Below are 26,170 nucleotides of genomic sequence, written 5' to 3' on the forward strand. Positions count from 1 at the left end.
CTACTCGGGCCCACCGATGGCGCTAAGGCGCTCGCCCACCCGAGCCAGCGCCTGGTCGAATATCTCCACCTTCTCGCCGCGCTTTTCGTTGGCGGGCTGGGCGGAGCCGCGGGCGCCTTCAGCCTCAACCCGAGCCGCACCCCGCCGCCGCAACAAGCTGAAGTTCTTGTCGCGCGCTTGCCTGAGCCGGCTCTGCAAATCCTTCAGCGACTTCTCGTCCATGCGAATGAGAGCCTCGGGATCACTCTCGCCGATCAACGAGCTTTCCTGCTGGGTCAGGTTCACCTGGTTGCTCACTCCTAGATTCATAGCCTGGACCGGCCACACCGGCGCGTCGAACGTCGGACGTCATGCCGAACCGTCACGCCTGGGCCATCTCGAGTTCATATCCGGCCTCGGGTCTTCAGATCGTGCCGCGGCGGGTAGTCCTTAGGCCGACGAAGGAGGTTGCGATGGGCAAGCATTCGAAGAAGGACGACGACGAGCCCAAGGGTGGCCGCCCCGGTCCCGAGGATCACGGGGGCGAAGGTGGAATGGCGACGCGTGAGAACGCGCCGGAACTCACCGAGCCGGACGGCGAGGACTGAAGGGCGAGCTCACCAAACGGGATCCGTTTCGAGCGGCCGACGCGGCGGGTAGCCGAGAAGCCTCACTCACGACGAAAATGGATAGATGCCATTCGAACAGGCGCCGCCCCCGCCCCAATCGGCGCCGGGCTGGTACCCCGATCCCGCAGGGGTAGGCCACGGGCTGCAACGGTACTTCGACGGCACCAGCTGGACCAGCGAGTGGGCGTTCGCCGCAGAACCGCCGAAGAAAGACACTCCGGGGAAGGCGGCCTTGGCCCTGGCGGCTCTGGGCTTCCTCGTCCTCCTCATCGTCGTCGGCAAAACCTGGGTTTTCGACCCGAAGAAGGACGCCCAATCGACCCCGAGCAGTTCGGCCACCGCGGGACCGCCGACCGAGGTGGCGCCGTCGACGCCGGCCGGACCCAAGAAGCCGGACGGGGTCACCTTCACGACTGCTCCAGGCCCGAACGGCGACGTGGTCAACGCCCGATTCGCCATTCGTGACAACTACACCGAGCAGCTGATCAAAGACGGTGCCCGGACGGACACCATCGACATCCTCAAATACGCGAGAGCGACGTATCCCGACGCTTCCGCGGTGAACGTGCAAGGCACCTTTCCGATGACCGACCCGTACGGCAACACCTCGACTCAGGTCGCCATCGACCTCACGTATTCGCGAGCAACGCTGAACAAGATCAACTTCGACGGCATCACCAAAGCCAGCATCTGGGAGATACGCGATTCCGGCACCATTCTTCCGGCCTTTCAGCCGTAGACCGGTGCGCGGATAATCGCCTCGTGTCCACCGAACCCCCAAAGCGACCACCGGCCGAACCGAAGCCCCCGCGGGTTCGCACCCCGCCGGAGGATTTGGACAGGTACGGCGACGAGGAGCAGATGCGCGCGGCGTCGGACGAGCGCCGGCTCCGCGACGAGCGACCGCCGCATCACGGATAGCCCACCGCTTTCCCGACGACGAGCCGTTCAGTCGGCGGCGATGCGGTCGATGTGGGCGAGGAAGTGCGTCAACACCGCATCGGGGGCCTCGAGTTGTGGCCAGTGCCCGATGTCGTCGGCGAGCATCACGACATTCGGTTCGGGTATCACCTCGGCGTAGCGGCGCGCCATGTGAGCACCGGAGTTGGGGTCGACCGGCCCATCGATCAATCGCATGGGAACCGCGGTCTGCCGCATGGCACGCACCCACCGGTTTCGGTGGGTGTAGCGATCGTTGATGAAACGGCCGACTTTGTGCAGCACCCGGCGGCCATCGTTGTAGTCCAGGATCTGGTTGAACACATCCATCATGTGCCGGGTCGGCTTGGTGTTCGGGCCGAACATCTCGCGCAGCGTGGGCTCCAGCAGCCGGCGGGACACCGGGCTGCCCTGTACGTGACTGAATACGTCACCCAACGGGGTGCCAGACATCAGCTTCTGCGCCGTTCTGGGCTTGTATGCCTCGATGAACATTCCGCCGTTGAGCCAGGTGATGGAGTCGATGCGCAGGGCGCCATAGGCTTGCTGACCGAACTCATGGCGAGCCAACATCTCCTGGCCCACCGAATCGCCGATGTCGTGGGCCAGGATGTGCACGTTGCGGATGTTCAGGTGGGCCAGCAATGCTTCGTGCATGTCGGCGTGGTCCCCCACGGAGTACTCGTAGGCCACCGGCTTTTCGGAGAACCCCATGCCGATCATGTCCGGTGCGATGACGGTGAACCGTTGCGACAGCTCCGGCCAAATCCGCGCCCAGTCAAAGGAATTGAATGGATAACCGTGGATCAGCAGCAGCGGCGGCCCGCTGCCCTCGACGCGGTAGAAGATGTCGAAGCCGAGGTAGTCGAAGTGCTCCCCGGCCGCCAGCCAGCGTTGCAGTTCAGCGTCCATGGGCTCATCATCCCCTCGGCCCGAGCGCATCGCTTGGTTCGGGGTGTGATCGCCGTGGGGTCAGGCGGTGCGCCCGCGCGCGCGGTTATGCGTGTCGGTCGACCAGAGATGACCGCAATCCGAGCACTGCAGGTGCACCAGCGTCCCCCTGTTGCTCAGCAGGTACTGCCAGTGCGTATCGCAGTTTCGCCGGCCCCGGCAATCACCACACTTGGCGCGGTGGTCGCAGCGCGGGCAAGGCAGCCATGCGCGGCGGCTACGGTCGGCCGTCGGATCAATCGGTAACACGATCGGCCGTCCGTGAGGGCAGGACGCCGGCGCGGACCAACTCGTCGTAGACCCGCTGCTGCTCGCCGTCCAGATCCGAGTACAGCATGTCGTAGGCCCGCTGTTCCTCGGCAAGCACGGCGACAGGATCCCAGTCCGCACCAATCGCTTCGAGAACTGCGCTGCGTCGGCGCGCCTCATCGAGGGTCAGGTCATAAGCGAAGTCAAAGTTGGCCATCGCGCTCCCAGCCGTTAGATACCCGAACGAATGGTTAGGATGGACTAATTAACGCTGGTCAAGCTATGACGCACGTCACTCTTACCAGTTGGGATTCGTCACATTGGGACCGGAATACGCCGGCATCGCCCGTTCGAGCACGGCTCAGGAAGAGTCCCTGAATGGACACACCGCGGTAGCGAACACCGGCGGACGGTCGTTTGCTGAGATTTGCCCGCTCTCGGTGAGGGCGGCGCTGATGCTTCCCGGGCAGTTTAAAACTCCGGGTCAAGGTCAATGCTTGAGGTCTCACATTCTTTGATGGGAGGGCCTTCGATGAGAATTCGTGTTCGCCGCGTGGCGGGCGCCGTCGCGGTGGCGTTAGCGCCCATGACCTACATGGCAGCGGTGTCTCCGGGAATGAGCTCGGCTCAGCCCCCGGATTGTGGTCCTGGCAACTGGTGGAACCCGGGAGCCAACGCCTGCCAACCCGTCACACCCCCGCCACCGCCGGACTGCGGCCCAGGCAACTGGTGGAACCCAGGAGCCAACGCCTGCCAACCCGTCACACCCCCGCCACCGCCGGACTGCGGCCCAGGCAACTGGTGGAACCCAGGTCCCAATGCCTGCGAACCGGTAGTGCCGCCCCCACCGTCGTAAGCCCGGTCAGTCCACGGGGCTGCGCTTAATTGCGCCGGGGGGCTCGGGACCAAAACCGCCTCTGAACTGTGTCGGGCTGACAGGATTTGAACCTGCGACCACTTGACCCCCAGTCAAGTGCGCTACCAAACTGCGCCACAGCCCGGTGCCGCCTCGATCACTGGCAGCAGGTCGAAAGCCTACCGTAGAGAACCCGCTACCCCAGCAATGAGGTCCGGGCTCGCGGCCCTAGAACCACTGCCGCGCGCACGATCCGGGTCGGCGACCACGAGGTGATTCGCGAATGTGATATCGCCGATGCTATCGAGTTCGGGACCTCCGATTGGTCCGGGAGAGCCACCGCCAGAACCAGAGGTCAGCGCCGCTTGGTGCCCCGCTTTTCGCGTACCCGGACGTTGATCCGGATCGGGCTGCCCTCGAAACCGAAGGCCTCGCGCAGCCGCCGCTCCAGGAAGCGCCGGTAACCGGCCTCCAAGAACCCCGTGGCGAACAGCACGAACGTCGGTGGGCGGGCGGTGGCCTGGGTGGCGAACAGGATCCGCGGCTGCTTGCCTCCGCGCACGGGAGGCGGCGTCGCAGCCACCACCTCCTTGAGCCACGCATTCAACGGACCCGTCGGAATGCGCATATCCCACGACGCCAACGCCGTCTCCATCGCGGGCACCAGCTTCTGCACCGCGCGGCCCGTCCTGGCGGAGATGTTGACGCGCTGCGCCCAGCGCAGCTGCACCAGCTCGCGGTCGATCTCGCGCTCCAGCAATTCGCGCCGGTCCTCGTCCACCAGATCCCACTTGTTGAAGGCCAGCACCAGTGCCCGGCCGGCCTCGATGACCATGGACAGCACGCGCTGATCCTGCTCGGTGAGGGGCTGCGAGGCATCGATGAGCACGACCACCACCTCGGCGGAGTCGATCGCCGAGTGGGTGCGCACCGAGGCGTAGAACTCGTGCCCGCTGGCCTGGCCGACCTTGCGTCGCAGACCCGCGGTGTCGACGAATCGCCATACCTTGCCGCCCAATTCGATCAGCGAGTCCACCGGGTCCACGGTCGTCCCGGCGACGTCGTGCACCACCGAACGCTCGTCCCCGGCCAGCTTGTTCAGCAGCGAGCTCTTCCCCACATTGGGCTTGCCGACCAGCGCGACGCGTCGAGGCCCGCCCGGTGCGGGCGTCGCCTCGGACACCTCCGGCAGCGCCGCCAGCACCTGGTCGAGCAGGTCGGCGACGCCGCGACCGTGGATCGCGCTGACGGCATGCGGCTCGCCGAGCCCCAGCGACCACAACGCCGCCGCGTCGGCTTCACCCTTCTCACTGTCAACCTTGTTGGCGGCCAGGAACACTGGCTTGCCCGAGCGCAACAGGATGCGGGCCGCGGCCTCGTCGGCGGCGGTCGCGCCGACCGTGGCGTCGACCACCAGGATGACCGCATCGGCGGTGCGCATGGCCACCGATGCCTGCTCGGCCACCAACTGCTGCAGGCCCTTGGCGTCAGGCTCCCACCCTCCGGTGTCCTGCACGACGAAACGGCGGCCGGTCCAGAGCGCGTCGTAGGACACCCGGTCGCGGGTCACCCCGGGAATGTCCTGCACCACCGCCTCGCGCCGGCCCAGGATCCGGTTGACCAACGTCGACTTGCCGACGTTGGGCCGTCCGACCACCGCCACGACGGGCGCGGGCCCGGCTTCGGCCAGCTCTTCGAGCCCGAATTCGACTGATTCCCAATCGCTTTCGTCGGCCCAGGTACCGTCAGAAGTCACCGCACCGCTCCGCTTCGCTGCTCGACCAACTCCAGCAGGTGGTCGATGACCTGCGCTTCCGTCATCTCGCTGGTGTCGACCACCACCGCGTCGGGCGCGGCGCGCAGCGGCGACACCGCCCGGGTGGAATCCAGATGGTCGCGCCGCCGGACGTCGGCCAGCACCGCGTCGTAGTCGCCGGTCAGCCCGGCCGCGACGTTCTGATCGTTGCGGCGCCGCGCGCGGGTTTCGGCCGACGCGGTCAGAAAGATCTTCACGGGGGCGTCTGGCAGGACGACGGTTCCGATGTCTCGCCCCTCGACGACGACGCTGCCCGAGCCCGCGGCCATTTCGCGCTGCAGCCCGACGAGGCGGGCGCGCACGGCGGGGACGGACGACACCGCCGACACCGCCCGGGTAACCTCGTCGCCGCGGATCTCAACCGAAACATCCTCTCCCGCAAGGAAGTATCGGTCACCCTCGGGGTGGTAGTCCACCGACAGCTGTGCCGTCGACCCGATGCGGCCGACGGCTTCGGCATCCGCCGGGTCGATGCCGGCGCGCAGTACCGCCAGGGTCACCATCCGGTACATCGCCCCGGTGTCCAGGTAGCGGGCGCCCAGCGCGCGCGCCAATCCCCTTGACACCGAGGATTTTCCGGTTCCGGCGGGCCCATCGATGGCCACCACCACAGGATTCACAGGCCGACCGCCTTGTACAGTTGGCCGACCTCGCCCTGGTTCAGCGCCCGGAAGCTGCCCGGCCGCTGCTTGCCCAGCGACACCGGTCCGATGTCGGTGCGCACCAGCGCTTCGACCGGGAAGCCGACCGCGGCCAGCAGCCGGCGCACGATCCGATTCCGCCCCTCGTGCAACACCACGCGCACCAGCGTCTTGCCCGGAATGGCGTCCACCACCGCGAATTCGTCGACGCGCACGGGGCCGTCGTCCAGTTCGATTCCCGCCTTCAGCCTTTTGCCCAGCCCCCGCGGCACCGACCCGGTCACCGTGGCCAGGTACGTCTTGGGCACCTCGTGGGAGGGATGCATCAGCCGGTGCGCCAGCTCGCCGTCGTTGGTCAGCAGGATCAGCCCCTCGGTGTCGGCGTCCAACCGCCCGACGTGAAAGAGGTTCTTGTTGCCGCGCACCTTGCGCTCCACCAGGTCGCCGATGCACGGCCGGCCGCGGTCGTCGGACATGGTGGAATGCATGCCCCGCGGCTTGTTCAGCGCCAGGTACACCAGCGACTCGTCGAGAACCACCCTCGCGCCGTCAACGCGGATCACCGAGGTGTCGGGGTCCACCCGGGTGCCCAATTCGGTCACCACCTGCCCGTCGACCTCGACACGGCCGTCGATGATCAACTTCTCGGCGGCCCGGCGCGACGCAATTCCGGCTTGGGACAACACCTTTTGCAGGCGGATCCCCTCAGTCTCGACCATCAATCGTGGTCCACGTCGAACGTCAGCGCCTGCTCGGGCGCCTGACCGCCCGACAGCTTGATGAAACGCGGCTCACTGTCCAGGGATTCGCTCAGGTCTTCGATCGTGTCGACGTCGGGCAGCAGCGGGGCGATGTCGGGAAGGTCGGCGAGCGACGTCAACCCCAACCGCTCCAGGAACAGGTCGGTGGTCGCGAACGTCACCGCGCCGGTGTCGTCGTCGACCCCGGCCTCGGTGATCAGGCCGCGCGCCAACAGCGTGCGCATGACGGCGTCCACGTTGACTCCGCGGACCGCGCTGACGCGCGCCCGGGTCACCGGCTGGCGGTAGGCCACCACGGCCAGGGTTTCCAGCGCGGCCCGGGTGAGCTTGGACCGCGCGCCGTCCAGCAGCAGCTTCTCCACGTATGGCGCGAACCGGGAGCGGGTGTACATCCGCCAGCCCTCGCCGGTTTGGCGCAAATCGATGCCGCTGCCGCGTTCGGTGAGTTCGTCGGCCATCTGTTGCAGCCGCGCGGCGACCCGGTAGACGGGTTGCTGCGTGGCCGAACCCAGTGCCTCGGCGCTGACCGGAGTGTCGACCACCAGGAGCAGCGCCTCCAGCACGGAGCCGAGTTCCTCGGCGTCCATCGGCGCCGCCTCGGCGATCTCCGGGATACCCGCGTCGAGATCGACGTCGGGCTCGTACTCAGTCATCTATTCGTCCCGCACTTCTACCAAGGCTTCGCTGGCCGGACGTTCCCCGGTCCAAGAAATCTGGAGCACGCCAAGGGGCTCCGACTGGTCGAATGCTACCGTCCGGCTCCGATACAACTCGAGCAGCGCCAGGAAGCGCCCGACGACCTCCATCGGCGCCTCGCAGTCGGCGACCAGCTCGGAAAACGTCGCCCAGTGGCCGCTGCCGCGAGACTCCAGGATCGCCAGCAACTTCTTGGCCTGCTCGGGCACCGAGACCGCCACCTCGTGCAGGTGCCCGACGGCCACAGTGGGAACGGGGCGCGGGCTGAACGCGATCGCGGCGATCTGGGCGAACCGTTCGGCGTCGACGCCCAGCATCACCTCGGGCAGCAGCTCGGTGAACCGGTCCTCCAGCGCCACCGCGCGCGGGTAGCTGCGCAGCGCCGTGGCCTCCAGCTCGGCGAACATCTCCGCGACGTGCTTGAACGCGCGGTACTGCAGCAGCCGGGCGAACAGCAGGTCGCGCACCTCCAGCAGCGCCAGGTCCTCTTCGTCGTCGATCTGGCCGGCCGGCAGCAGCCGGGCGGCCTTGAGGTCGAGCAGGGTCGCGGCGACCACCAGGAACGCGGTCGTCTCCTCCAGGTCGAGCTGGGAGCCGATCGCGCGGGTGTAGGCGATGAAGTCGTCGGTGACCTGATGCAGCGCCACCTCGGTGACGTCGAGCCGGTGGGCGAAGATCAGCTGCAGCAGCAGATCGAACGGCCCCTCGAAGTTGGTCAGGCGGACTTGAAAACCGTTCTTGGGTGGCGCCTCACCGTTCGCGCTGGCCGTCACGCGCCGAATCGGTCGATGAACTCGCGGGCCAGGGCGCGGTAGGCGACGGCACCCGTCGAGCGCGGGGCCCAGGTCGTGATCGGCTCGCCAGCCACGCTGGTCTCCGGAAATCGGACCGTCCGGGTGATGACGGTGTCGAACACCAGGTCGCCGAACCGCTCCACCACCCGGGCCATCACCTCACGCGAGTTGACGGTGCGCGGGTCATACCGGGTCAGCAGGATCCCGCTGATTTCCAGCTTGGGGTTGAGCCGGTCGCGCACCTTGTCGACGGTGTCCGTCAGCAGCGCCAGGCCGCGCAGTGAGAAGAACTCGCATTCGGTGGGGATCACCACGCCGTCCGAGCAGGCCAGACCGTTCACCGTCAGCAACCCCAGCGACGGCTGGCAGTCGATCAGGACGTAGTCGTAGCGGTCCAGCACCGGATGCAGCGCCCGGCCCAGCGTCTGCTCGCGGCCCACCTCGTTGACCAGCTGGATCTCGGCGGCGGACAGGTCGATGTTGCTGGGCACCAGGTCCAAATACCTGATCCGGGTTTGCATCAGCACGTCGTCGAGCGACACGCGCGGCTCGACCAGGACGTTGTGGATGGTCTTCTCCAGCTCGTAGTGCGGCACGCCGAGCCCGGCGGACAGCGCACCCTGCGGGTCCATGTCCACCAGCAGCACCCGCCGGCCGTATTCGGCGAGCGCGGCGCCCAGATTGATCGTCGACGTGGTCTTCCCGACGCCACCCTTCTGGTTGCACATCGCGACGACTTTGGCCGGGCCGTGCGTGGTGCGCGGCTGCGGTTCCGGGATCGCCCGCGGCGGCCGCCCGGTCAGACCGAGCTCGACGCCGCTGTCCGGCTGCTCAGTCATGGCGGGGGTGTTCGGGAGGTGAACATCGATCGAAAGTCTAACGGGTTCGAGCGCCGCAGCCGGGCGACCCGCAGGGCGTTTCACCAGCGAATCTCACCGGATTTGCGCTGGTAGTGCGCCTGGCGACGGTAATCGTTAACAGCAGTCACACCAGCACCACTGGGGCGGTGGTGGGCGGATTTCCAACTTGATATCGCGGGCGATATCGCGCGGCGGTGGGAGTGGCGCCGAGATCATCGTGCGGGTTGTGATTCCGGTGCCGCGACGACCTTGACGGCAATCTGGGCGCCCGTTACCCGGCGGCCTTCCGCACTACTGTGGCTTCATGGACCTCAAGCGACGAATCCCTCTGCTGCGATGGTCGGTCTGGCGGATGGCGACGGGCGCGCGCAACATCACCACGACGGGCCAGATCGGCGACGGACGCGAGGCCGCCGCGGTGGACTACGTCCTGCGCAACGCCAAGGCCGGCGACATCGACGACGTGCTGGCCACCATCGACAAGTTCGCCTACGAGAAGTCGATGCTGATCAACGTCGGCGACGAGAAGGGCCAACTCCTCGACGCCGCGGTGCGCCGCGCCGACCCGGCGGTGGCGCTGGAATTGGGCACCTACGTCGGATACGGCGCGCTGCGCATCGCCCGCGCCGCCCCGAACGCGACGGTGTACTCCGTCGAACTCGCCGAGGCCAACGCCGCCAACGCCCGGCGCATCTGGGCCCACGCCGGCGTCGCCGACCGGGTGACGTGTGTCGTCGGCACCATCGGTGACGGCGGGCGCACCCTGGACGCGCTGGCCAGCGAGCACGGGTTCGCGTCGAGCGCCCTCGACTTCGCCTTCCTCGACCACGACAAGGACGCCTACCTGGACGACCTGCACAGCATCATGGCGCGGGGGTGGCTGCGCCCGGGTGCGATCGTGGTCGCCGACAATGTCCGGGTGCCGGGCGCGCCGAAGTACCGCGAGTACATGCGCCAGCAGCAGGGCAAGCAATGGAACACCGTCGAGCACAAGGCGCACCTGGAATACCAGTCGCTGGTGTCCGACCTGGTGCTGGAGTCCGAGTACCTGGGTTAGGTCGGCCCGGCTTCACGGGCACACGAATGCGATCGGCGGGCATCCCGATTACCGCGCTCGCGGATGCGCTTCCGCCCACACCTCGCGCAGCGCGTGCACGGTGACCATCGTGTAGATCTGCGTCGTCGTCACCGAGGCGTGTCCCAGCAACTCCTGCACGACGCGCACGTCGGCGCCGCCCTCGAGCAGGTGGGTCGCGAACGAGTGCCGCAGCATGTGCGGGGACACGCCCGACTTGATCCCGGCGCGCTCGGCGGCGTCCTGCAGGACCTGCCAGGCGCTTTGCCGCGACAGCCGCCCGCCGCGCACATTGAGGAAGATGGCCGGTATGCCGCGGCCGCGACGGGCCAGGTCCGGCCGGCCGCGCACCAGATAGGCGTCCAGCGCGTGCACGGCGGGCCGCCCGATCGGCACCAGCCGCTGCTTGCCGCCCTTGCCGCGCAGCAGCACCGACCTGGCCCGGGTGTCGATGTCGTCGACGTCGAGGCCGACGGCCTCGGAGATGCGCGCGCCGGTCGAATACAGGAGTTCCAGCAGCGTCCGGTTGCGCAGCGTGAGCGGGCCGTCGGAAGCGCTGTCGCCGCCCGCACCGTCCAGCAGCGCCAGCACCTGGTCGATGGTCAGGCTCTTGGGGAGCCGACGGCCCGGGGTGGGCGGGCGGACCGCGCGCGCGACGTCCAGCTCGGCCAGGCCTTCCGCCGCGGCGAACCGGTGTAGGCCGCGCACCGCGATCAGGGCCCGCGCCGCCGACACCGCGGACAGCGCCGGGCTGCCCGAGTCGGGGTCGCCGCGACGCAACGCCACCAGGAAGTCGCTCACGTCGTCCTCGCCCACCTTGGCGATGTCGTGAATTCCGCGATCCGACAGATGCTTGGTGTAGCGGCGCAGGTCGCGACGGTAGGAGCTGAGGGTGTTCGCCGCGACGCCCCGTTCGATCGTGAGGTGGTCGAGGTAACCCTGGACTTGGGTGTCCAGGGCCACCGTTGTCATTGCGTGGCCTTCCGCGCGACGAACGCCGTGGGCTTGTCGGTCCACGGGCTGTCCACCGGCCGTGGTTCGGCGACACCCTCGGTTACCACGTGGGCGGCCAAAATCCCGGCAATCGCAATGGAATTCACGATCTCACCGCTGAACACCTGGCGGACCGCCTCGCCGACGGGCACCCAGCGCATCGTCATGTCGGCTTCCTCGTGATGCGCTTCCGGCCGCGCCACTTCGGTCAGCTCGGTGGCCAGATACACGCGCACCGATTCGTCGCTGAAGCCCGGTGCGGAATTCAGGTCGACCAGCACCTGCCACGTGCCGGCCCGCAGCCCGACCTCCTCCTGGAGTTCACGGACCGCCGTCTGCTGCGGCGGCTCCCCCACCACATCCAGCAACCCGGCCGGAAGCTCCCACAATCGCCGGCCGAACGCGTGGCGGTATTGGTAGACCATCGCGATGTCGTCGTCCTCGTTCAACGCCACGATGGCGACGGCCCCGTAGTGCTCGACGACTTCACGAATCGCGGTGGTACCGCCCGGCATCCGGACCTGGTCACTGCGTAGCGCGAAAATCTTTCCCGTGTACAGCGTTTTCGACGACGCCGTCTCGAAATCGTGTTCAGCCACGGGTCGCGGGCTCAGGTAACGACTGGCTGACGCCGTCCCGCTGCTGGTTGCCGTTCGAGCCGTGCTCGGGGAACTCCACCGGCAGCAGCTCGCCTGACTGGTAGTCGAGGGCCGCCCCGACGAACGCGGCGAACAACGGGTGCGGCCGGGTGGGCCGGCTCTTGAGCTCCGGGTGGGCCTGGGTCCCGACGATGAACGGATGCACCTCGGGCGGGTATTCGACGAACTCCACCAGATGCCCGTCGGGCGAGGTTCCCGAGAACCGCAGGCCGCTCTCGGCGATCTTGTCGCGGTAGGAGTTGTTGACCTCGTAGCGGTGCCGGTGCCGCTCCGACACCTGCGTGGTGCCGTACGCCTGGGCGACGATCGAATCCGGCTGCAGGACGGCGGGATAGGCGCCCAGCCGCATCGTGCCACCCAGATCCGCCTGGCCGGCCACGGCGTCGACCTGGTCGGCCATCGTGGAGATGACGGGATCCGGTGTCTCGGGGTCGAATTCGGCAGAGTTGGCCTGGTCTAGCCCCGCCGTGCGCGCGGCCTCGATCACGATGCATTGCAGGCCGAGGCACAGGCCCAGCACCGGGAGTCCACGCGACCGTGCGTAGCGGATGGCGCCGATTTTGCCCTCGATCCCGCGGATGCCGAAGCCGCCCGGGATCAGCACGCCGTGCACGTCGCCCAGCGCCGCCGCGGCGCCCGCCGGGGTATCGCAGTTGTCGGAGGCCACCCATTGCATCTCCACCTTGGCGTGGTGCTTGAACCCGCCGGCGCGCAGCGCCTCGGTGACCGACAGGTAGGCGTCGGAGAGTTCAACGTACTTGCCCACCAAGGCGATTCGCACGGTCTCGTGCGGCTCGTGCACCCTGCGCAGCAGGTCGTCCCACTCGGTCCAGTCGACGTCGCGGAACGGCAGGTTGAGCCGGCGCACCACGTACGCGTCGAGCTCCTCGCGATGCAGCCGCTTCGGGATGTCATAGATCGACGGTGCGTCCGGGGTGGAGATGACGCCGTCGATGTCGACGTCACACATCAGCGCGATCTTGTTCTTCAGCGCTTCGGGCACGTCCCGGTCGCAGCGCAGGATCAGCGCGTCCGGGGTGATACCGATGCTGCGCAGCGCAGCCACCGAGTGCTGGGTCGGCTTGGTCTTGAGTTCGCCCGACGGAGCCAGGTACGGCACCAGCGAGACGTGCAGGAAGAACACGTTCTCCCGGCCCAGGTCGTGGCGGACCTGGCGCGCCGCCTCCAGGAACGGCTGCGATTCGATATCGCCGACGGTGCCGCCGATTTCGGTGATGACCACGTCCGGGCGGTTGCCCTGGGCGTCCGGCTGGGCCATCGCCATGATCCGGCTCTTGATCTCGTCGGTGATGTGCGGGATCACCTGCACGGTGTCACCGAGGTATTCGCCGCGGCGCTCCTTGGCGATGACCGTCGAATACACTTGGCCCGTCGTGACATTCGCCGAGCCGGACAGGTCGCGATCCAGAAACCGCTCGTAGTGGCCGACATCGAGGTCGGTCTCGGCGCCGTCCTCGGTGACGAACACCTCGCCATGCTGAAACGGGTTCATGGTGCCCGGGTCCACGTTGAGGTACGGATCGAGCTTTTGCATCGTCACGTACAACCCGCGGGCCGTCAGTAGCTGACCGAGGCTGCTAGCGGTAAGACCTTTACCCAGAGAGGACGCGACGCCCCCGCTGACGAAGAGGTGCTTTGTGGCGGTTTGCGGGTGCTTTCGCACAGGCGGCCTCCGTGAAGACGGGCAGGGCGTCGAATTTTCTAGCGAATGACTAGTTGGGCCTGCCGACCCACGGAAACCCACCCTAACATCCACGACCGAAGTGTCGCGGCGAACACGCCCGCTACTGAGGCACCGTGATCGATGTCGCGCCGTGACCGGTGCCGTACTGACCGGCGTGGCCGCCGTTCATCAGGTCGTGCAGGCCCAGCACCGCGGTGATGCGGCCGGGGGCTGCGTCGACGTCGTCGACGGTGCTGACCGCCGAGTTCATCCCCGCATCGGCGCGCGTCACGGCAACGGCCGCGCCGCCGGTCGCCGAGCCGTCCCGCCCGGCCAGCAGCGTGCCCGAGCCGTGCGGCGCCAGCGCGGCGGCGAACCGGGCGACGCTGACGCCCTGATTACCGGCGTCCTGGGGAAGCGCGCCGCCGGTGACGATCAGCGCGGCATTCGCGGCGCCCAGGTGATCGCTCGGCTGATAGGTGATGAAACCCGTGTCGCGCAGCGCCGCCAGCACGGTGTCGCGCTGGGGCTCGTCGACCGGCGGGACCGCCGGGTTGGCATTGATCAGTAGCGCGATGCCCATCAGGTCGCCGGCCTGCGAGCCCTGGTCGACGAGCTTGGTGCTCAGCTGCTGACCGGCGGGCAGGATCGACGAGTTCACCACGGTCTGCAGCTTCTCCGCGGAATTGGCCTCGACGAACTCGCTCGTCAACGACACGGTTCCGGTCACCGCGCCGCCGGCCTGGCCGATGAACTTCGACACCGCGGCCACGTCGTCGTCTTTGGCGTCCGGGGTGCGGAACACCACGACCGACTTGCCGCCGAGCGCGTCGTGCACGATCCGGCCGACCAGCTGGGTGTCGAAATTGTTTGCCGCGCTGAGCTTTTCGTTCAGCACGTTCTTCTGGTCGTTGAGCCCGTTGATCTGGGTGTGCAGGTCCCGCTTCTCGTCACGCAGGCTGGACAGCAGGGTGTCGGACAGGAAGCCGGAACCGAGCACGACTCCCACGGCCAACGCCAGAAACACGGCGGCCAGCGATAAAGCGTGTTGACGTAGCGAGATCATCTTCTCCCCCTAGCTCACCAAGTGCTGAACCCAGAGGGAGAAGTGGTTCCAGTAGGCGGTGACCCAGTGCACCACCACGCCGTCGGTGCGGGACACCCACAGCGCGACGATGACCGCGATCAGCATCGTCAGCGCCAGCAGTGCGATGGCGCCCGCCGAGATGTGGTTGCGGTACAGCGTGGCCACGGCCTTGGCGTCCACCACCTTCTCCCCCACCCGAAGCCTGGTCAGGAACGTCGAGGGGTTGCTGTGCGCACGGGTCCGGTCGAAGAACGTCTCGATGTTGGCGGTGTGGCCGGCGGTCACGAGCAGCGCGGCGCCGTGATGATCGGCCAGCAGCAGGGCCAGGTCGATCGCCGAGCCCGCGGCCGGGAAGGTCATCGCCCCGACACCGAGGTCCTGGATGCGCTCCAGGCCGGGCGCGTGGCCGTCGGCGTCGGCGGGCAGGACGACCTGGGCGCCGCACTTGAGGGCGTCGGTACTGATCTGGTCGGGGTCGCCGACGATAACCTGGGGGCGATAACCCGCCTTGCGCAACACATCCGCGCCGCTGCCCACCCCGAAGAGCACCGGCTGGTACTCCTTGATGAACGGCTTGAGGGACTTCAGGTCCTCCTCGGCGCTGGGCTCGTCGGCGACGATCACCACGTGCCGGCGGCGCAGGTCCACGTCGATGTCGGGAATGCCGATGCCGTCGATCAACAGCGGGCTTTCGCTCTTGATGAACTCGATTGTGTTGCCCGCGAACGCCTCCAGGTGGGCGGACAGGCCGCTCTTGGCCTCCCGCATCAGGTCGGCGATGTCGTGGTCGGTGCGCTCGGTGCCGCGGACCAGCCTGCGGTCGCCGGAGTAGACCCCGCCTTCGTGCAGCCGGATCTTGGCGCCGTCCTTCACCTTCTTGAAGATGTCCGGCCCGGTCTCGTCGATCAGGGTGACCCCGTTGTTGACCAGCACCTCAGGTCCCATGTTGGGATAGCGGCCCGAGACCGACGGCGAAGCGTTGACGACCGCGGCGATATCGGCCTCCACCAGGGCGTCCGCCGTGATGCGGTCCAAATCGAGGACGTCGAGCACCACGATGTCGCCGGGGCACACCCTGCGCAGCAATCGGTCGATATTCCGGTCCACCCGGGCGGTGCCGACAAGGCCCGGCCGGGCGGTGTTACGGGTTAGCAGGCCTGACATCTTCATGGGGGCGATTCTGTCGGTGATGCAAGGAGGACGCGTGGAGGCGCGCCGTAACACCAGCCTCAGAAGTTATCTAGAGTCCCATTAGTCACATCTGTATTAAGTGTTCCCGACGGTTAGATCTCATCCTTCTGTGCCGCATCGAGAAGTTCGCGGGCGTGGGCACGGCCGCTGTCGGACTCGCCCAGCCCGGCCATCATCCGCGCCAGTTCGCCGACCCGCTCGTCGCCGGCGACCCGCCGCACCACGCTGGTCCCCTTGGGCCCGGCGCTGTGCACGACCAGGTGCACGTCGGCGTACGCGGCGACCTGCGGCAGATGCGTCACCACGATGACCTGATGGGTGCGCGCCAGCCGCGCCAACCGCCGCCCGATCTGCACCGCGGCCCGGCCGCCGACGCCGGCGTCGACCTCGTCGAACACCATGGTGGTGCCCGCGGCCGAAGCGGCCAGCACCACTTCCAGCGCCAGCATCACCCGGGACAGCTCGCCGCCGGAAGCGCTCTTGGCCAGCGGCAGCTGGTCCATCCCGCGGTGCGCCGCGAAACCGAACTCGACCTGATCGACGCCGTCGGCGCCGGCCCGGGCCAGCTCACCCGACGGCAGCACGAGCGCGGCCGGGTCGTCCTTGTCGGTGGCCACATCATTGCTCACGTCGATGGTGAATTGCGCGTCGGCCATCGCCAGCCCGGACAGCTCGGCGGTGATCTCCTTGGCGAGCCGCTTGGCGGCTTTGCGCCGGATGCCGCTGAGATCGACTGCGGCTTGGGCTAACTCACGCGCGAGCTCGTCGACGCGAGCGGCCAGCGCCGTCAGACCTTCCTCGGAGACGTCGAGCTGGGCCAGTCGTTGGCGTGACTCCTCGGCCCAGCGGAGCACCCCGTCGACGTCCGCGGCGTACTTGCGCGTCAGCGTGCGCAGTTCGGCCTGCCGGGCCAGCTTGGCTTCCAGCGCGCTGGCGTCGACCGGCAGCTCGTCCAGGAAGCCGCTCAGTTCCCCGGCCGCGTCGGCGACCACCGTGAGCGCCTCGCCGACCTGCCCGGCCAGCGCACGCAGCTTCGCGTCATCGGTCGATTCCAGGGCGGTGCGGGCCCGCCCCAGGCTGTCGGCGGCGCTGTGGCCGGAGGCTTCCGCGTCGTCGGGCGCCCCGAAGAGCGCCGCGTGCGCGGTGATCGCGGCCTCGCGCAGCGTGTCCAGTTCGGAGAGCCGCACGATGTCGGCAACCAGCGCATCGTCCTCGCCCGGCTGCGGGTCGACGGTGTCAATCTCGTTGAGCGCGAAAGCGAGTCGATCCGACTCGAGGGTGAGTTCGCGCATGCGGTTCCGGCGGTCGACGAGGTCGTGCCGCGCGGTCAGCCAGGCGTCGCGCAGTTTGCGGTAACGCTCGAGCACGGGGCCGGCCTTCGCGAACCGGTCCAGCGCGCCGCGCTGCTCCTCGGGCCGCATCAGCCGCAGCTGATCGTTCTGCCCGTGCAGGGTGAGCAGCTCGGCGGTGAAGTCGCCCAGCGACTTGGCGGGCACGCTGCGACCGCCGAGATAGGCCCGCGAAGGCCCGTCGCGGCTGACCGAGCGCAGCGCGATCACGCTGCCGTCCTCGTCGCGCTCCGCTCCGGACGCGTCCAGCATCTCGTCCAGCTGCGCGACCGCGGCGTCCTCGAGATCCGTTGTGATGAAACGGCCTTCGACGACCGCGCGGTCGGCTCCCGACCGCACTCGGGTCGCGTCGGCGCGGGCGCCCCCGAGCAGGTGCAAACCGGTCACCACCATGGTCTTGCCGGTGCCGGTCTCGCCGGTCAGCACCGTCAGGCCCCGGTCGAACTCCCCGACCGCCGCGCTGATGGCGCCCAGCGACTCGATCCGGATTTCAGTCAGCATCTACTTTCCACGCCACCCGGTGACCGGCAAGCGGAACTTGCGCACCAACCGGTCGGTGAACGGCGCGCTGTCCAGTCGCGCCCATTTCACCGGTGTGTCGCAACGCCTTACCTCAATCCGGCTGCCGGCCGGGATCAGCATTTCGCGGCGGCCGTCGCAGAACACCAGGGCGTCGTGACCGTCCGCCTCGATCTCGATCGCGATCGTGGCGTCGGGGCTGGTGACCATCGGCCGGCCGAACAGCGCGTGAGCGTTGTTGGGCACCACCAGGATTGCCTCGAGGTCCGGCCATAACACCGGGCCGCCCGCGGAGAACGCGTAGGCGGTTGACCCGGTGGGCGTCGACACCAGCACCCCGTCGCACCCGAACGCCGACACCGGCCGTCCGTCGATCTCGACGACCACCCCCAATACGCCCAGTCGCGGGCCCTTCTCCAGGCTGACTTCGTTGAGCGCCCATCCGTGCTCGATCTCGCGGCCGCCAGCGCGCACGATCACGTCCAGCGTCAGGCGGTTCTCGACCCGGTAGTCCTTGGCGACAACGTGATCCAGCACCTGGTCGATGGCCTCCGCCTCGGCCTCGGCCAGAAAGCCGATGCGGCCCAGGTTGACGCCCAGCACGGGGATCCCGGCGTTGCGGGCCAGTTCGGCCGCCCGCAGGAACGTGCCGTCCCCACCGAGCACCAGCACCAGTTCGCAGCCTTCGGCGGCCTGCGGGTCCGCGTCGACCACCTGAATTTCGACGCCCATCGCGCGGATGTCGTCGGGAGCCACCTGCAGCGACCCGCGGTCGACCGCCTCGGCGGACAGAACGCGAAGACCGATATCGTTGTCCCCCAACACTTTCTGCACACGGGCCGCCGTGTCGGTGGCTTCTTCGCGGCCGGTGTGGACCACCAGTAGCACGGTGCGATGCTCGTTCATTGCGGCCCCTCACTCACTGCTCGCTGCACCGCTGCCACGAACGCGTCATCCGCCAATCCCGTCTGGCCGCGCAGCCACAGGAAGTATTCGACATTGCCCGACGGGCCGGGCAGCGGGCTCGCGGTGACCCCGACGGGGTGCCAGCCCAGTTGCGGGGCCCGCCGTGCCACCGCCAGCACGGCATCGGCACGCAGGGCGGGGTCGTGCACCACTCCGCCGGCGCCCACCAGGCCACGGCCCACCTCAAACTGCGGCTTCACCATGGGAACGATATCCGCAGTGGGGGAAGCACATCCAGCCAGCGCGGGCAACACGGTGGCCAGCGAAATGAACGACAGGTCGGCCACGATCAGGTCGACGGGCCCGCCGATCGCCTCGAGGGACAGGTCACGGGCGTTCGTTCGCTCGACGACGACGACCCGCGGGTCGCAGCGCAGCGACCACGCCAGCTGCCCGTATCCGACGTCCACCGCGACCACCTCGGCGGCCCCACGATCCAATAGGACCTCGGTGAACCCACCCGTCGACGCGCCCGCGTCCAGGCAGCGGCGGCCCGCCACCGCAATTCCGAAGGCGTCCAGGGCGCCGATCAGCTTGTGCGCACCGCGGGACACCCAGCCCCGTTCGCCATCGTCTGCGACGGTCAGGGCCGCGGTGACGGCGACGGCCGTGCCCGGCTTGCGGGCCGGCAGGCCGTCGATGCTGACCCGTCCGGCGCCGATCAACTCGGCGGCCTGCTGGCGCGATCGCGCGAGTCCGCGCCGAACCAGCTCGGCGTCGACGCGGGCGCGGCGAGACATGCGCGCACTCAGCCCTTCTCCGCCGACTCCAGCGCGGCAAGCAGCACGTCGTGCGCCTCGGAGAGGCGGCGGGCTATTTCTTCGAGCTCCGGGAGCGACGGGTCCTCGGGGCTTTCCGGGCCCCCGGGCTCGGGCAGCCGGGCCAGCAGGGCGTCGATTTCGGCGCGAATCTGTTCAGGATCGGTAGTCATTGCGCTCTTACGCTAGTCATCCGTCAGTCGCTGCGCACCAAAGACCAGCGTTGCAACGCGGCGCGGGCCCGGTCGTCGGCGGCCTCGATGCTGATCGGCCGCCCGTCCGACTGCGCACCCCAGACCGCGCTGGCGACCGCCCGCACGATCGAGAGCCCGTCGCCGTCGTCGGGCCCGTCACTGCTGACGATGACCGCCCGCTCGCCGACGTCGATGCGCCAGCCCGGCTGGGGCCCGACCGCGAGCTGCTCGCCGTCGGAGTGCAGGGCGCGCAAGTCGTGGCCGATGTAGGTGGGCCGGTGCACGGGATCGGCGTACACGGCGTCCCGGGCCGTACTGACGCCGGTGAGCACCATCAGGCTGGGCAGCTTGGCCGCATTGGCGCCCTCGATGTCGGTGTCCAGCCGGTCGCCGACCACCAGGGGCGCGCGGAAGTCGCCCCGGGCCGCCGCGTCGGTGAGCAACCCGGGCGCCGGCTTTCCGGCGACCTGGGGTTCGGCGCCGGTGGCCGCGCGCAGCGCGGCGACCATGGATCCGTTCCCGGGCAGCAGGCCGCGCTCAGTGGGCAGCGTCGGATCGACGTTGGCCGCCACCCATAGCGCGCCAGACCGGATGGCGAGCGCGGCCTCGGCGAGGTCCGGCCAGCCGATGGTCATCGACAGGCCCTGGACGACGGCGACCGGGTCGTCGTCATACCGGCGCACCGGTAGCAGCCCGGCCGCCTTGACCTCGTCGGCCAGTGCGTCGGTGCCCACGATCAGCACCGGTGACCCCGCAGGCAGCCGGTCGGCCAGCAACCGGGCCGCGCTCTGCGCGCTGGTGGCGACGTCGTCGGCGGTGGCGGTGAAGCCGAGTTCGGTCAGGTGCGCCGCGACCTCGGCGGCGCTGCGAGACGCGTTGTTGGTGACGAAGAACGCGCGGCTGCGCACCTCGGCCAGCGCCTGCACGGCACCCTCGGTGGGCCGGCGGCCGCGAAACAACGTCCCATCCAGGTCGAGCAGCAGGCAATCGTATTGGCGCGCAACGCTGGTCATCTCAGCCCAGCTCGCTGACCCGGTCTTCGGCGTCGGTGACGCCTTCGACATCGGCGGCGGCTGAGCGCAGGAACCATTGCAGCGCTTCATCATTGCGACCGAGCGCCAGCAGCGTGTCCGCGTAGGCGTAGAACAACCGCGCCGCCGTCGAGCCGCGGCGACCGGGATCCAATTGCGGCGTGGACAAGAGGGTCAGCGCCTGCTCCAGCTGGCCGAGGTCCGCACGCGCGCCGGCCGCGACGATGCGCAGCTCGTCGGCCTCGTCGCCCTGGAGCTGGGCCGCCTCCGGTCCGCGGGCGAGTTCGATCGCCCGCTCCGGGCGGCCAAGCCCGCGTTCGCAATCCGCGATCAGGGCGAGCAGGTTGGACTTGCTGCCCATCCTGCGGGCGGCGCGCAATTCGGCCAGCGCCTGGGCCCAGTCGCCGCAGTGATAGGCGGCGATGCCGACCGCCTCACGAATCGCGGCGATCCTGCTGGACCGGGCGCGCGCCGCGCGGGCGTGGCCGAGCGCGGCCTCCGGGTCCTCGTCGAGCAACTCACCCGCGGCGACCAGGTGGCGCGCCACCGCGTCGGCCGTGGCCCGGTCCAAGGTGCTGAGTTCGCCCCGGATTTCGGGCGCCAGCTGCCGGGCCTCCACGCCAGGCGGTATCGGCGGCCCGGGTTCCGGCGTGCGGTGGCCGTCGGGCTGCTGCGGCTGAGCCGGCCGCGCGCGGCCGGCCCCCGACCAGCCGCCCGATGTGCGCGGGCGCCGTTCACCCCGCTGCCTGTCGTCGACCACGCAGCCGAGGATACGGGGGCCCCGCGCGCTAGTACGCCGTGAGCCGGTTCTGCAGCAGCGGCGCTATCACCGCCGGGCAGTAGTTGGCGACGGCGACGATGGTGAACAGGCCGGCCGACTCGTAGCCCAGGCCGCTGCGCTCGGACATTTCGGCAGCGACCGAGTCGAAGGACTGGCCCGGCGTGACGATCATCGGGCAGACCGACTGGCCCAGCGCCAGGGCGCCGGCCGGGTGCGGGTAGGTGATGCCGGCGTTGGTCAGGGCCATCAGGAACGCGTTGCCCCGCATGTCGGCGCTGACGGGCGCGGCCAGCGGGGCGGCCAGGGCCGCCACGCAGGCGGTCAGGAACAGCACGCGCAGCAGGGACCGTTCCACACGCCGGGAAGCCGTCATCGTGACCACCCTGGCCTGTACGGGTCACAACCGCAACACGGTGCGGTAAAGGTTTGCGCAGCAACGCGTTTTGCGGGTGCGGTTTCTAGACCTTTTCGATCCCGGCGACGGTGCGTTTGCCGCGGCGCAGCACCAGCCACCGGCCGTGCAGGAAGTCCGAGGGCTGCGGCGCCCACTCCTCGCTGTCGATCCGGATGTTGTTGACCGACACCCCGCCCTCGCCGATGGTGCGCCGCGCCGCCTTCCTGCTCTCGGACAGGCCGCTGGCCACCAGCAGGTCGACGATCCCGTCGGGGCCACCGGGCTTGAGCTCGGCGACCGAGGCCTCACGCAATGCCGCCGACAGCGTCGCCTCGTCCAGCCGGTCCAGTTCGCCCTGCCCGAACAGCGCCCGGCTGGCGTGCTCGACCGCCTCGGTGGCGGCCTCGCCGTGCACCAGCACGGTCAGTTCCCGGGCCAGCCGGCGCTGGGCCGCGCGCTGCTGTGGACGCTCTTGGGTGGCCTGTTCCAGTTCGGCCAGCTCGTCGGCCGACAGGAAGGTGAACCAGCGCAGATACCGGATGACGTCGGCGTCGGCGGTGTTGAAGAAGTACTGGTACCAGGCGTAGGGGGTGGTCATCGCCGGGTCCAGCCACAGGCTGCCGCCACCGGTGGACTTGCCGAACTTGGTGCCGTCGGCCGCGGTCACCAGCGGGACGGTGAGCGCGTGCACCGTCGCGCCCAGCTTCTGGCGGACCAGCCGCACGCCGGCGATGATGTTGCCCCACTGGTCGGAGCCGCCGATCTGCAGCGCGCAGTCGTACCGGCGGTGCAGTTCGACGTAGTCATTGGCCTGCAACAGCATGTAGCTGAACTCCGTGTAGGAGATGCCCTCGCCCTCCAGCCGCCGCCGGACGGTGTCGCGATCCAGCATGACGTTGACCGAGAAGTGCTTGCCGAGGTCACGCAGGAACTCGATGGCCGACAGCGGGGCCGTCCAGTCCAGGTTGTTCACGACGACCGCGCCCGTCGGGGATTCGTCGAAGTCGACGAAGCGCTCCAGCTGCCCGCGAATGCGCTCGGTCCAGTCGGCGACGACGTCCGCCTCGTTCAGGGTGCGCTCCCCGACGTCGCGCGGGTCACCGATCATGCCGGTGGCGCCGCCGGCGAGCACGATCGGCCGGTGGCCGGCGCGCTGGAAACGCCGCAGGGCCAGCAGCGGCACCAGGTGCCCCGCGTGCAGGCTGGCCGCGGTTGGGTCGAAGCCGGCGTACACCGTCAACGGCCCGCGCCGCGCCTCGGCGGCCAACGCGTCGAGGTCGGTGGACTGCGCGATCAGCCCACGCCAGTCCAGCTCGTCAAGGATCCCGGAAGACATCGCCGCCGACTTTAGTCGGTCCCGCGGCCGCGATTCGCTCCTGCGTTGCTTGATAAGGCAAGCTAACGGCGCGGCGCATCGTCGCGCCATCGCCTTCCACTCAGCGAACCAAACAACGCGGAGCGTCATGGACAACCGATATTGGCCGTTGGTGGTCGTGATCATCATGCTCGCGCTCGGGCTGACGCTCACGGTCGACGACTTCAAGCGGGCCGCCACGCTTCGCAAACCACTGGTTGTCGCGCTCGTCTGCCAGTCGCTGCTGCTCCCCACGCTGTGCCTGGCCATCGCCGAGGGCTTCCACCTCGAGCCCCACCTGGCCGTCGGGTTGATGCTGATGGCCGCGACCCCCGGCGGGACGATGTCCAGCATCCTCAGCCACCTCTTCAACGGCGACCTGGCGCTCAACCTCACGCTGACCGCGATCAACGCCGTGCTGTCCATCGTTGCGTTGCCCGCGATTCTGGCGGTGTCGATGACGTGGTTCCTCGGCGAAGGGCGGTTTCTCCCGCTCCAGCCGGGCAAGTTCTTCGCGGTGATCGGCCTGGTGATCGTTCCCATTGCGATCGGGGTGGCAGTCCGCCACCGCTTCCCCGACCTGGCCCGGCGACTGCAGAAACCGGTGCGAATCGTGGCGCTCACGCTGCTCGTCCTCGCCGTGCTCGGGGCCATCGCCGGGGGAAGAACGACGCTGTGGCACAACCTCGGCCTGCTGAGCGCGGCCGTCGTGGCCTTCTGCGCGGTGAGCCTGACGGTCGGCTATCTGGCGCCGCGCCTGATGCGGCTGGCTCCCCGACAGGCCGTTGCGGTGAGCCTGGAGGTCGGTATGCACAACGCCGTGGTGGCGATGGGCGTCGCGTTGAGTCCGCAGCTACTGAACAGCGTCGAGATGGCCACGCCGGCCGCGATTTACAGTGCCGTCGCGCCGCTGCTGGCCGTGGCGTTCGTGTTCCTGGCGCGGCGGGTGGACCCCGCCTTTCGCGCGGTCGCCCCCGCCACCCAAACCGTCTAGTCGCTGGTTCCGGGGGCGGGCGCCCGCGGACTGCGCCGGTATGCCGACACTTCCGGGCGGCCGGGGAGCCAGAATCGCCACGGCCGGTCGGCGGCCTGGCTGACCCCGACGCGCGGGCCCGACACGGGGGTCAGCGGCTCGTTGAGTCTCAGGGTCACGGGGTTGGCGGGGTCGAACAGGTCGATCCCGTTGTCGTCCATGGTGATTCCCAGGGCCGAACACAGATTGCCGGGACCGCGCGCCAGCGCGGCCGCGTGAACCAGCTCGCCGCGCCGGGCGCGCGCCGTGTCGGTGCCGTCCTCGAGGGCGGCGGCCCGCAACAGGACGGCCGCGGCGGTCCCGTCCGGCCCGCAGGCAACGTTGGCGCAGACGTGGATCCCGTGACTGCGGTAGGTGTAGAGCCGGCCGGGGGGTCCGAACATCACCGCGTTGCGCCCGCTGATGCCGCGATAGGAGTGGGCCGCGGCGTCCGGCCATGGACCGTCGGGAACGCCGCCGTACGCCTCGACTTCCACGATGACGGCGCCGACGCCCCGCCCGGTGAGGGTGGCGCCGAGTAGCCGATGCGCGGCCGCGACGGGGTCGACGAGCAGCTCGCTTGCGGCCACCCACCGAACCTACCGGCAGCGCTTCCATGGCAGTATCCCGGTGTCTTGGGACCTGTGAAGGAGCACGCATCATGCATCCGATCGACCCCGCCGCCACCGCGTGGCTGCTGGCCAGCACGGCGCTGGTCCTCCTGATGACGCCCGGCCTGGCGATCTTCTACGGCGGCATGGTCCGCACCACCGGCGTGCTCAACATGATCATGATGAGCTTCATCTCCATCCCGCTGGTCACGGTGGCGTGGCTGTTGCTCGGCTACACCGTCGCGTTCTCCGAAGACGGGGCGAGCGGGTTCCTCGGCAATCTCAGGCATGTCGGGATGCTGGGCATCGCCCCGGACACCGCGCACGGCACGGTTCCAGAACTCCTGTACGCCACGTTCCAGGTCACGTTCGCGATCATCACGGCCGCCCTGGTCAGCGGCGCCATCGCCGACCGCGCGAAGTTCGCCGCGTGGATGGTGTTCGTGCCGGTCTGGACGGTCGTCGTGTATTCGGTTGTGGCGCATTGGGTGTGGGGGCCCGGCGGCTGGCTGGCCAAGTTGGGCGTGCTGGACTACGCGGGCGGACTCGTCGTCGAGATCGTGTCCGGCTGCTCGGCGCTGGCCCTGGCGCTGGTGCTGGGGCCCCGCATCGGCTTCAAGAAGGAAGCCATGCGGCCGCACAACCTGCCGCTCGTGCTGCTCGGTGTCGGCCTGCTGTGGTTCGGCTGGTTCGGGTTCAACGCCGGGTCCGCGCTGGCCGCCAACGGGACCGCGGCGGCCATCTTCCTCAACACCCTCGTCGCCGGTTGCCTCGGCATGCTCGGCTGGCTTTCGGTCGAACAGGTCCGCGACGGCCGGCCCACGACGTTCGGCGCGGCGTCCGGGGTGGTCGCGGGGCTCGTCGCCATCACGCCGTCGTGCGGAACCGTCAACACGCTCGGCGCCGCGGTCGTGGGCCTCGCGGCGGGCATCGTGTGCTCCTTCGCGGTCAGCGCGAAATTCCGTCTCAACTACGACGATTCGCTGGACGTGGTCGGCGTGCACTTCGTCGGCGGCGTCGTCGGGGTGTCGTTGATCGGGCTCCTCGCCACGGCGGTCATGACGTCGGGCCCGCGCGGCCTCTTCTATGGGGGCGGCTTCACCCAGCTGGGCAAGCAGGCGCTGGCGATCGTCGTCGTCGCGCTGTACGCGTTCGCGGTGTCCTTGGTGCTCGCGAAGGTGATCGACCGGGTGATGGGTTTCCGGGTCAGCGCGGAGGACGAGACCACCGGCGTGGACCTCACCCAGCATGCCGAGACCGCCTACGCCGAGGGCGTGCACGGGCACCTGCCCCAGCGCCGCCCGGGTTCGCCCGAACGCTCCCCGTAGACCCTTGACAGCG

Annotated in this window: 29 protein-coding genes and 1 tRNA gene; 6 read left to right on the forward strand and 24 right to left on the reverse strand. The window is 69.0% G+C overall.

The annotated features are described in order from the left end of the window. Positions 1-285: a hypothetical protein gene (locus A5773_RS22940; RefSeq protein ID WP_232001959.1), complete on the reverse strand. Its 285-nt coding sequence runs from the start codon at positions 283-285 to the stop codon at positions 1-3. Between the two features lie 167 nt (positions 286-452). Here A5773_RS22940 and A5773_RS26665 point away from each other — a divergent pair, with 167 nt between their 5' ends. From A5773_RS26665 to A5773_RS26365, 3 genes are all read left to right on the forward strand, one after another. Next, entirely contained in the window at positions 453-587 is a 135-nt protein-coding gene (locus A5773_RS26665) for a hypothetical protein (protein ID WP_255377695.1), read from the forward strand. An 85-nt stretch (positions 588-672) separates the two neighbouring features. Next, the gene (locus A5773_RS22945) at positions 673-1,347 is read left to right on the forward strand and encodes a DUF2510 domain-containing protein (protein ID WP_066946140.1); all 675 of its coding nucleotides are present in this window, start codon (positions 673-675) and stop codon (positions 1,345-1,347) included. A gap of 23 nt (positions 1,348-1,370) precedes the next feature. Then, positions 1,371-1,529, forward strand: a complete 159-nt coding sequence (locus tag A5773_RS26365; RefSeq protein ID WP_197505723.1) for a hypothetical protein — start codon at positions 1,371-1,373, stop codon at positions 1,527-1,529. Positions 1,530-1,556: 27 nt separating this feature from the next. Here the strand turns inward: A5773_RS26365 and A5773_RS22950 are convergent, their stop codons facing one another. The 9 genes from A5773_RS22950 to A5773_RS22990 all read right to left on the reverse strand — a co-directional run bounded on the left by A5773_RS22950 (position 1,557) and on the right by A5773_RS22990 (position 9,150). Further along, on the reverse strand, positions 1,557-2,459 hold the full coding sequence (locus A5773_RS22950; RefSeq protein WP_066946144.1) for an alpha/beta fold hydrolase: 903 nt from the start codon (positions 2,457-2,459) through the stop codon (positions 1,557-1,559). A gap of 274 nt (positions 2,460-2,733) precedes the next feature. Further along, entirely contained in the window at positions 2,734-2,964 is a 231-nt protein-coding gene (locus A5773_RS22955) for a DUF6400 family protein (protein WP_067792783.1), read from the reverse strand. Positions 2,965-3,674: 710 nt separating this feature from the next. Next, positions 3,675-3,748, reverse strand: a tRNA-Pro gene (locus tag A5773_RS22960). Between the two features lie 210 nt (positions 3,749-3,958). Next, positions 3,959-5,359, reverse strand: a complete 1,401-nt coding sequence (gene der, locus A5773_RS22965) for a ribosome biogenesis GTPase Der (RefSeq protein ID WP_066946159.1) — start codon at positions 5,357-5,359, stop codon at positions 3,959-3,961. Continuing rightward, the gene (cmk, locus tag A5773_RS22970) at positions 5,356-6,039 is read right to left on the reverse strand and encodes a (d)CMP kinase (RefSeq protein WP_231989247.1); all 684 of its coding nucleotides are present in this window, start codon (positions 6,037-6,039) and stop codon (positions 5,356-5,358) included. Before cmk ends, der begins: the two co-directional genes overlap by 4 nt. Further along, a complete protein-coding gene (locus A5773_RS22975) occupies positions 6,036-6,779 on the reverse strand; it encodes a pseudouridine synthase (RefSeq protein ID WP_066946162.1) in 744 nt (247 codons plus the stop codon). The genes cmk and A5773_RS22975 overlap by 4 nt, the downstream gene beginning before the upstream one ends. Further along, positions 6,779-7,474 (reverse strand): SMC-Scp complex subunit ScpB, encoded by a 696-nt coding sequence (gene scpB / locus A5773_RS22980; protein WP_066946165.1) that lies wholly within the window; start codon positions 7,472-7,474, stop codon positions 6,779-6,781. Before scpB ends, A5773_RS22975 begins: the two co-directional genes overlap by 1 nt. Continuing rightward, complete coding sequence (locus A5773_RS22985; protein ID WP_066946168.1) at positions 7,475-8,290, reverse strand: segregation/condensation protein A; 816 nt, start codon at positions 8,288-8,290, stop codon at positions 7,475-7,477. Then, complete coding sequence (locus A5773_RS22990) at positions 8,287-9,150, reverse strand: ParA family protein (protein ID WP_066946171.1); 864 nt, start codon at positions 9,148-9,150, stop codon at positions 8,287-8,289. The genes A5773_RS22985 and A5773_RS22990 overlap by 4 nt, the downstream gene beginning before the upstream one ends. A 325-nt stretch (positions 9,151-9,475) precedes the next feature. Here A5773_RS22990 and A5773_RS22995 point away from each other — a divergent pair, with 325 nt between their 5' ends. Further along, a complete protein-coding gene (locus A5773_RS22995; RefSeq protein WP_066946174.1) occupies positions 9,476-10,228 on the forward strand; it encodes an O-methyltransferase in 753 nt (250 codons plus the stop codon). A 48-nt stretch (positions 10,229-10,276) separates the two neighbouring features. Here the strand turns inward: A5773_RS22995 and xerD are convergent, their stop codons facing one another. From xerD to tyrS, 13 genes are all read right to left on the reverse strand, one after another. Next, positions 10,277-11,218: a site-specific tyrosine recombinase XerD gene (gene xerD, locus A5773_RS23000; protein WP_066946177.1), complete on the reverse strand. Its 942-nt coding sequence runs from the start codon at positions 11,216-11,218 to the stop codon at positions 10,277-10,279. Next, positions 11,215-11,838, reverse strand: a complete 624-nt coding sequence (locus tag A5773_RS23005) for an NUDIX hydrolase (RefSeq protein WP_066946180.1) — start codon at positions 11,836-11,838, stop codon at positions 11,215-11,217. The genes xerD and A5773_RS23005 overlap by 4 nt, the downstream gene beginning before the upstream one ends. Next, on the reverse strand, positions 11,831-13,582 hold the full coding sequence (locus A5773_RS23010) for a CTP synthase (protein ID WP_066946183.1): 1,752 nt from the start codon (positions 13,580-13,582) through the stop codon (positions 11,831-11,833). Before A5773_RS23010 ends, A5773_RS23005 begins: the two co-directional genes overlap by 8 nt. Before the next feature lie 121 nt (positions 13,583-13,703). Then, on the reverse strand, positions 13,704-14,648 hold the full coding sequence (locus A5773_RS23015; protein ID WP_066946186.1) for a copper transporter: 945 nt from the start codon (positions 14,646-14,648) through the stop codon (positions 13,704-13,706). A 9-nt stretch (positions 14,649-14,657) separates the two neighbouring features. Next, complete coding sequence (gene steA, locus A5773_RS23020; protein WP_066946190.1) at positions 14,658-15,839, reverse strand: putative cytokinetic ring protein SteA; 1,182 nt, start codon at positions 15,837-15,839, stop codon at positions 14,658-14,660. A 113-nt stretch (positions 15,840-15,952) separates the two neighbouring features. Beyond that, a complete protein-coding gene (gene recN, locus A5773_RS23025; RefSeq protein WP_067792787.1) occupies positions 15,953-17,710 on the reverse strand; it encodes a DNA repair protein RecN in 1,758 nt (585 codons plus the stop codon). Next, on the reverse strand, positions 17,711-18,634 hold the full coding sequence (locus tag A5773_RS23030; RefSeq protein ID WP_066946196.1) for an NAD kinase: 924 nt from the start codon (positions 18,632-18,634) through the stop codon (positions 17,711-17,713). Further along, complete coding sequence (locus A5773_RS23035; protein ID WP_067264790.1) at positions 18,631-19,434, reverse strand: TlyA family RNA methyltransferase; 804 nt, start codon at positions 19,432-19,434, stop codon at positions 18,631-18,633. Before A5773_RS23035 ends, A5773_RS23030 begins: the two co-directional genes overlap by 4 nt. A gap of 8 nt (positions 19,435-19,442) precedes the next feature. Next, a complete protein-coding gene (locus A5773_RS23040) occupies positions 19,443-19,625 on the reverse strand; it encodes a hypothetical protein (protein ID WP_066946202.1) in 183 nt (60 codons plus the stop codon). A gap of 23 nt (positions 19,626-19,648) precedes the next feature. Continuing rightward, positions 19,649-20,659, reverse strand: coding sequence for an HAD-IIA family hydrolase (locus A5773_RS23045; protein WP_066946205.1), 1,011 nt, complete (start codon positions 20,657-20,659; stop codon positions 19,649-19,651). 1 nt (position 20,660) lies between these two features. Beyond that, on the reverse strand, positions 20,661-21,437 hold the full coding sequence (locus A5773_RS23050; RefSeq protein WP_156744938.1) for a tetratricopeptide repeat protein: 777 nt from the start codon (positions 21,435-21,437) through the stop codon (positions 20,661-20,663). A 28-nt stretch (positions 21,438-21,465) separates the two neighbouring features. After that, positions 21,466-21,840: a DUF732 domain-containing protein gene (locus A5773_RS23055; protein ID WP_231989246.1), complete on the reverse strand. Its 375-nt coding sequence runs from the start codon at positions 21,838-21,840 to the stop codon at positions 21,466-21,468. A 76-nt stretch (positions 21,841-21,916) separates the two neighbouring features. Then, positions 21,917-23,188 carry a tyrosine--tRNA ligase gene (tyrS, locus tag A5773_RS23060; protein ID WP_066946211.1) on the reverse strand — a complete coding sequence of 424 codons (1,272 nt, stop codon included), beginning with the start codon at positions 23,186-23,188 and terminating at the stop codon, positions 21,917-21,919. Between tyrS and A5773_RS23065 the strand changes: the two genes are divergently transcribed. Further along, complete coding sequence (locus tag A5773_RS23065; RefSeq protein WP_369817394.1) at positions 23,133-24,200, forward strand: bile acid:sodium symporter family protein; 1,068 nt, start codon at positions 23,133-23,135, stop codon at positions 24,198-24,200. The genes tyrS and A5773_RS23065 overlap by 56 nt on opposite strands. Here A5773_RS23065 and A5773_RS23070 read toward each other — a convergent pair. Further along, positions 24,197-24,808: a DNA-3-methyladenine glycosylase gene (locus A5773_RS23070; protein ID WP_066946218.1), complete on the reverse strand. Its 612-nt coding sequence runs from the start codon at positions 24,806-24,808 to the stop codon at positions 24,197-24,199. The genes A5773_RS23065 and A5773_RS23070 overlap by 4 nt on opposite strands. A 71-nt stretch (positions 24,809-24,879) precedes the next feature. Here A5773_RS23070 and A5773_RS23075 point away from each other — a divergent pair, with 71 nt between their 5' ends. Next, positions 24,880-26,157 carry an ammonium transporter gene (locus tag A5773_RS23075; protein ID WP_067792791.1) on the forward strand — a complete coding sequence of 426 codons (1,278 nt, stop codon included), beginning with the start codon at positions 24,880-24,882 and terminating at the stop codon, positions 26,155-26,157. The last annotated feature ends 13 nt before the right edge of the window (positions 26,158-26,170 follow it).

The organism is Mycobacterium sp. 852014-52450_SCH5900713, from assembly GCF_001667075.1.
Lineage (GTDB): Bacteria > Actinomycetota > Actinomycetes > Mycobacteriales > Mycobacteriaceae > Mycobacterium.

Coding starts and splice junctions, on each gene's coding strand:
- A5773_RS23075 (WP_067792791.1), top strand. CDS start 24,880: ATGCATCCGATCGACCCCGCCGCCACCGCGTGGCTGCTGGCCAGCACG.
- A5773_RS26665 (WP_255377695.1), top strand. CDS start 453: ATGGGCAAGCATTCGAAGAAGGACGACGACGAGCCCAAGGGTGGCCGC.
- tyrS (WP_066946211.1), bottom strand. CDS start 23,188: ATGTCTTCCGGGATCCTTGACGAGCTGGACTGGCGTGGGCTGATCGCG.
- A5773_RS23040 (WP_066946202.1), bottom strand. CDS start 19,625: ATGACTACCGATCCTGAACAGATTCGCGCCGAAATCGACGCCCTGCTG.
- recN (WP_067792787.1), bottom strand. CDS start 17,710: ATGCTGACTGAAATCCGGATCGAGTCGCTGGGCGCCATCAGCGCGGCG.
- A5773_RS22955 (WP_067792783.1), bottom strand. CDS start 2,964: ATGGCCAACTTTGACTTCGCTTATGACCTGACCCTCGATGAGGCGCGC.
- A5773_RS22990 (WP_066946171.1), bottom strand. CDS start 9,150: ATGACTGAGCAGCCGGACAGCGGCGTCGAGCTCGGTCTGACCGGGCGG.
- steA (WP_066946190.1), bottom strand. CDS start 15,839: ATGAAGATGTCAGGCCTGCTAACCCGTAACACCGCCCGGCCGGGCCTT.
- A5773_RS22945 (WP_066946140.1), top strand. CDS start 673: ATGCCATTCGAACAGGCGCCGCCCCCGCCCCAATCGGCGCCGGGCTGG.
- scpB (WP_066946165.1), bottom strand. CDS start 7,474: ATGACTGAGTACGAGCCCGACGTCGATCTCGACGCGGGTATCCCGGAG.
- A5773_RS22995 (WP_066946174.1), top strand. CDS start 9,476: ATGGACCTCAAGCGACGAATCCCTCTGCTGCGATGGTCGGTCTGGCGG.
- A5773_RS22950 (WP_066946144.1), bottom strand. CDS start 2,459: ATGGACGCTGAACTGCAACGCTGGCTGGCGGCCGGGGAGCACTTCGAC.
- A5773_RS22975 (WP_066946162.1), bottom strand. CDS start 6,779: ATGGTCGAGACTGAGGGGATCCGCCTGCAAAAGGTGTTGTCCCAAGCC.
- xerD (WP_066946177.1), bottom strand. CDS start 11,218: ATGACAACGGTGGCCCTGGACACCCAAGTCCAGGGTTACCTCGACCAC.
- A5773_RS23030 (WP_066946196.1), bottom strand. CDS start 18,634: ATGAACGAGCATCGCACCGTGCTACTGGTGGTCCACACCGGCCGCGAA.
- A5773_RS23015 (WP_066946186.1), bottom strand. CDS start 14,648: ATGATCTCGCTACGTCAACACGCTTTATCGCTGGCCGCCGTGTTTCTG.
- A5773_RS23045 (WP_066946205.1), bottom strand. CDS start 20,659: ATGACCAGCGTTGCGCGCCAATACGATTGCCTGCTGCTCGACCTGGAT.
- A5773_RS23035 (WP_067264790.1), bottom strand. CDS start 19,434: ATGTCTCGCCGCGCCCGCGTCGACGCCGAGCTGGTTCGGCGCGGACTC.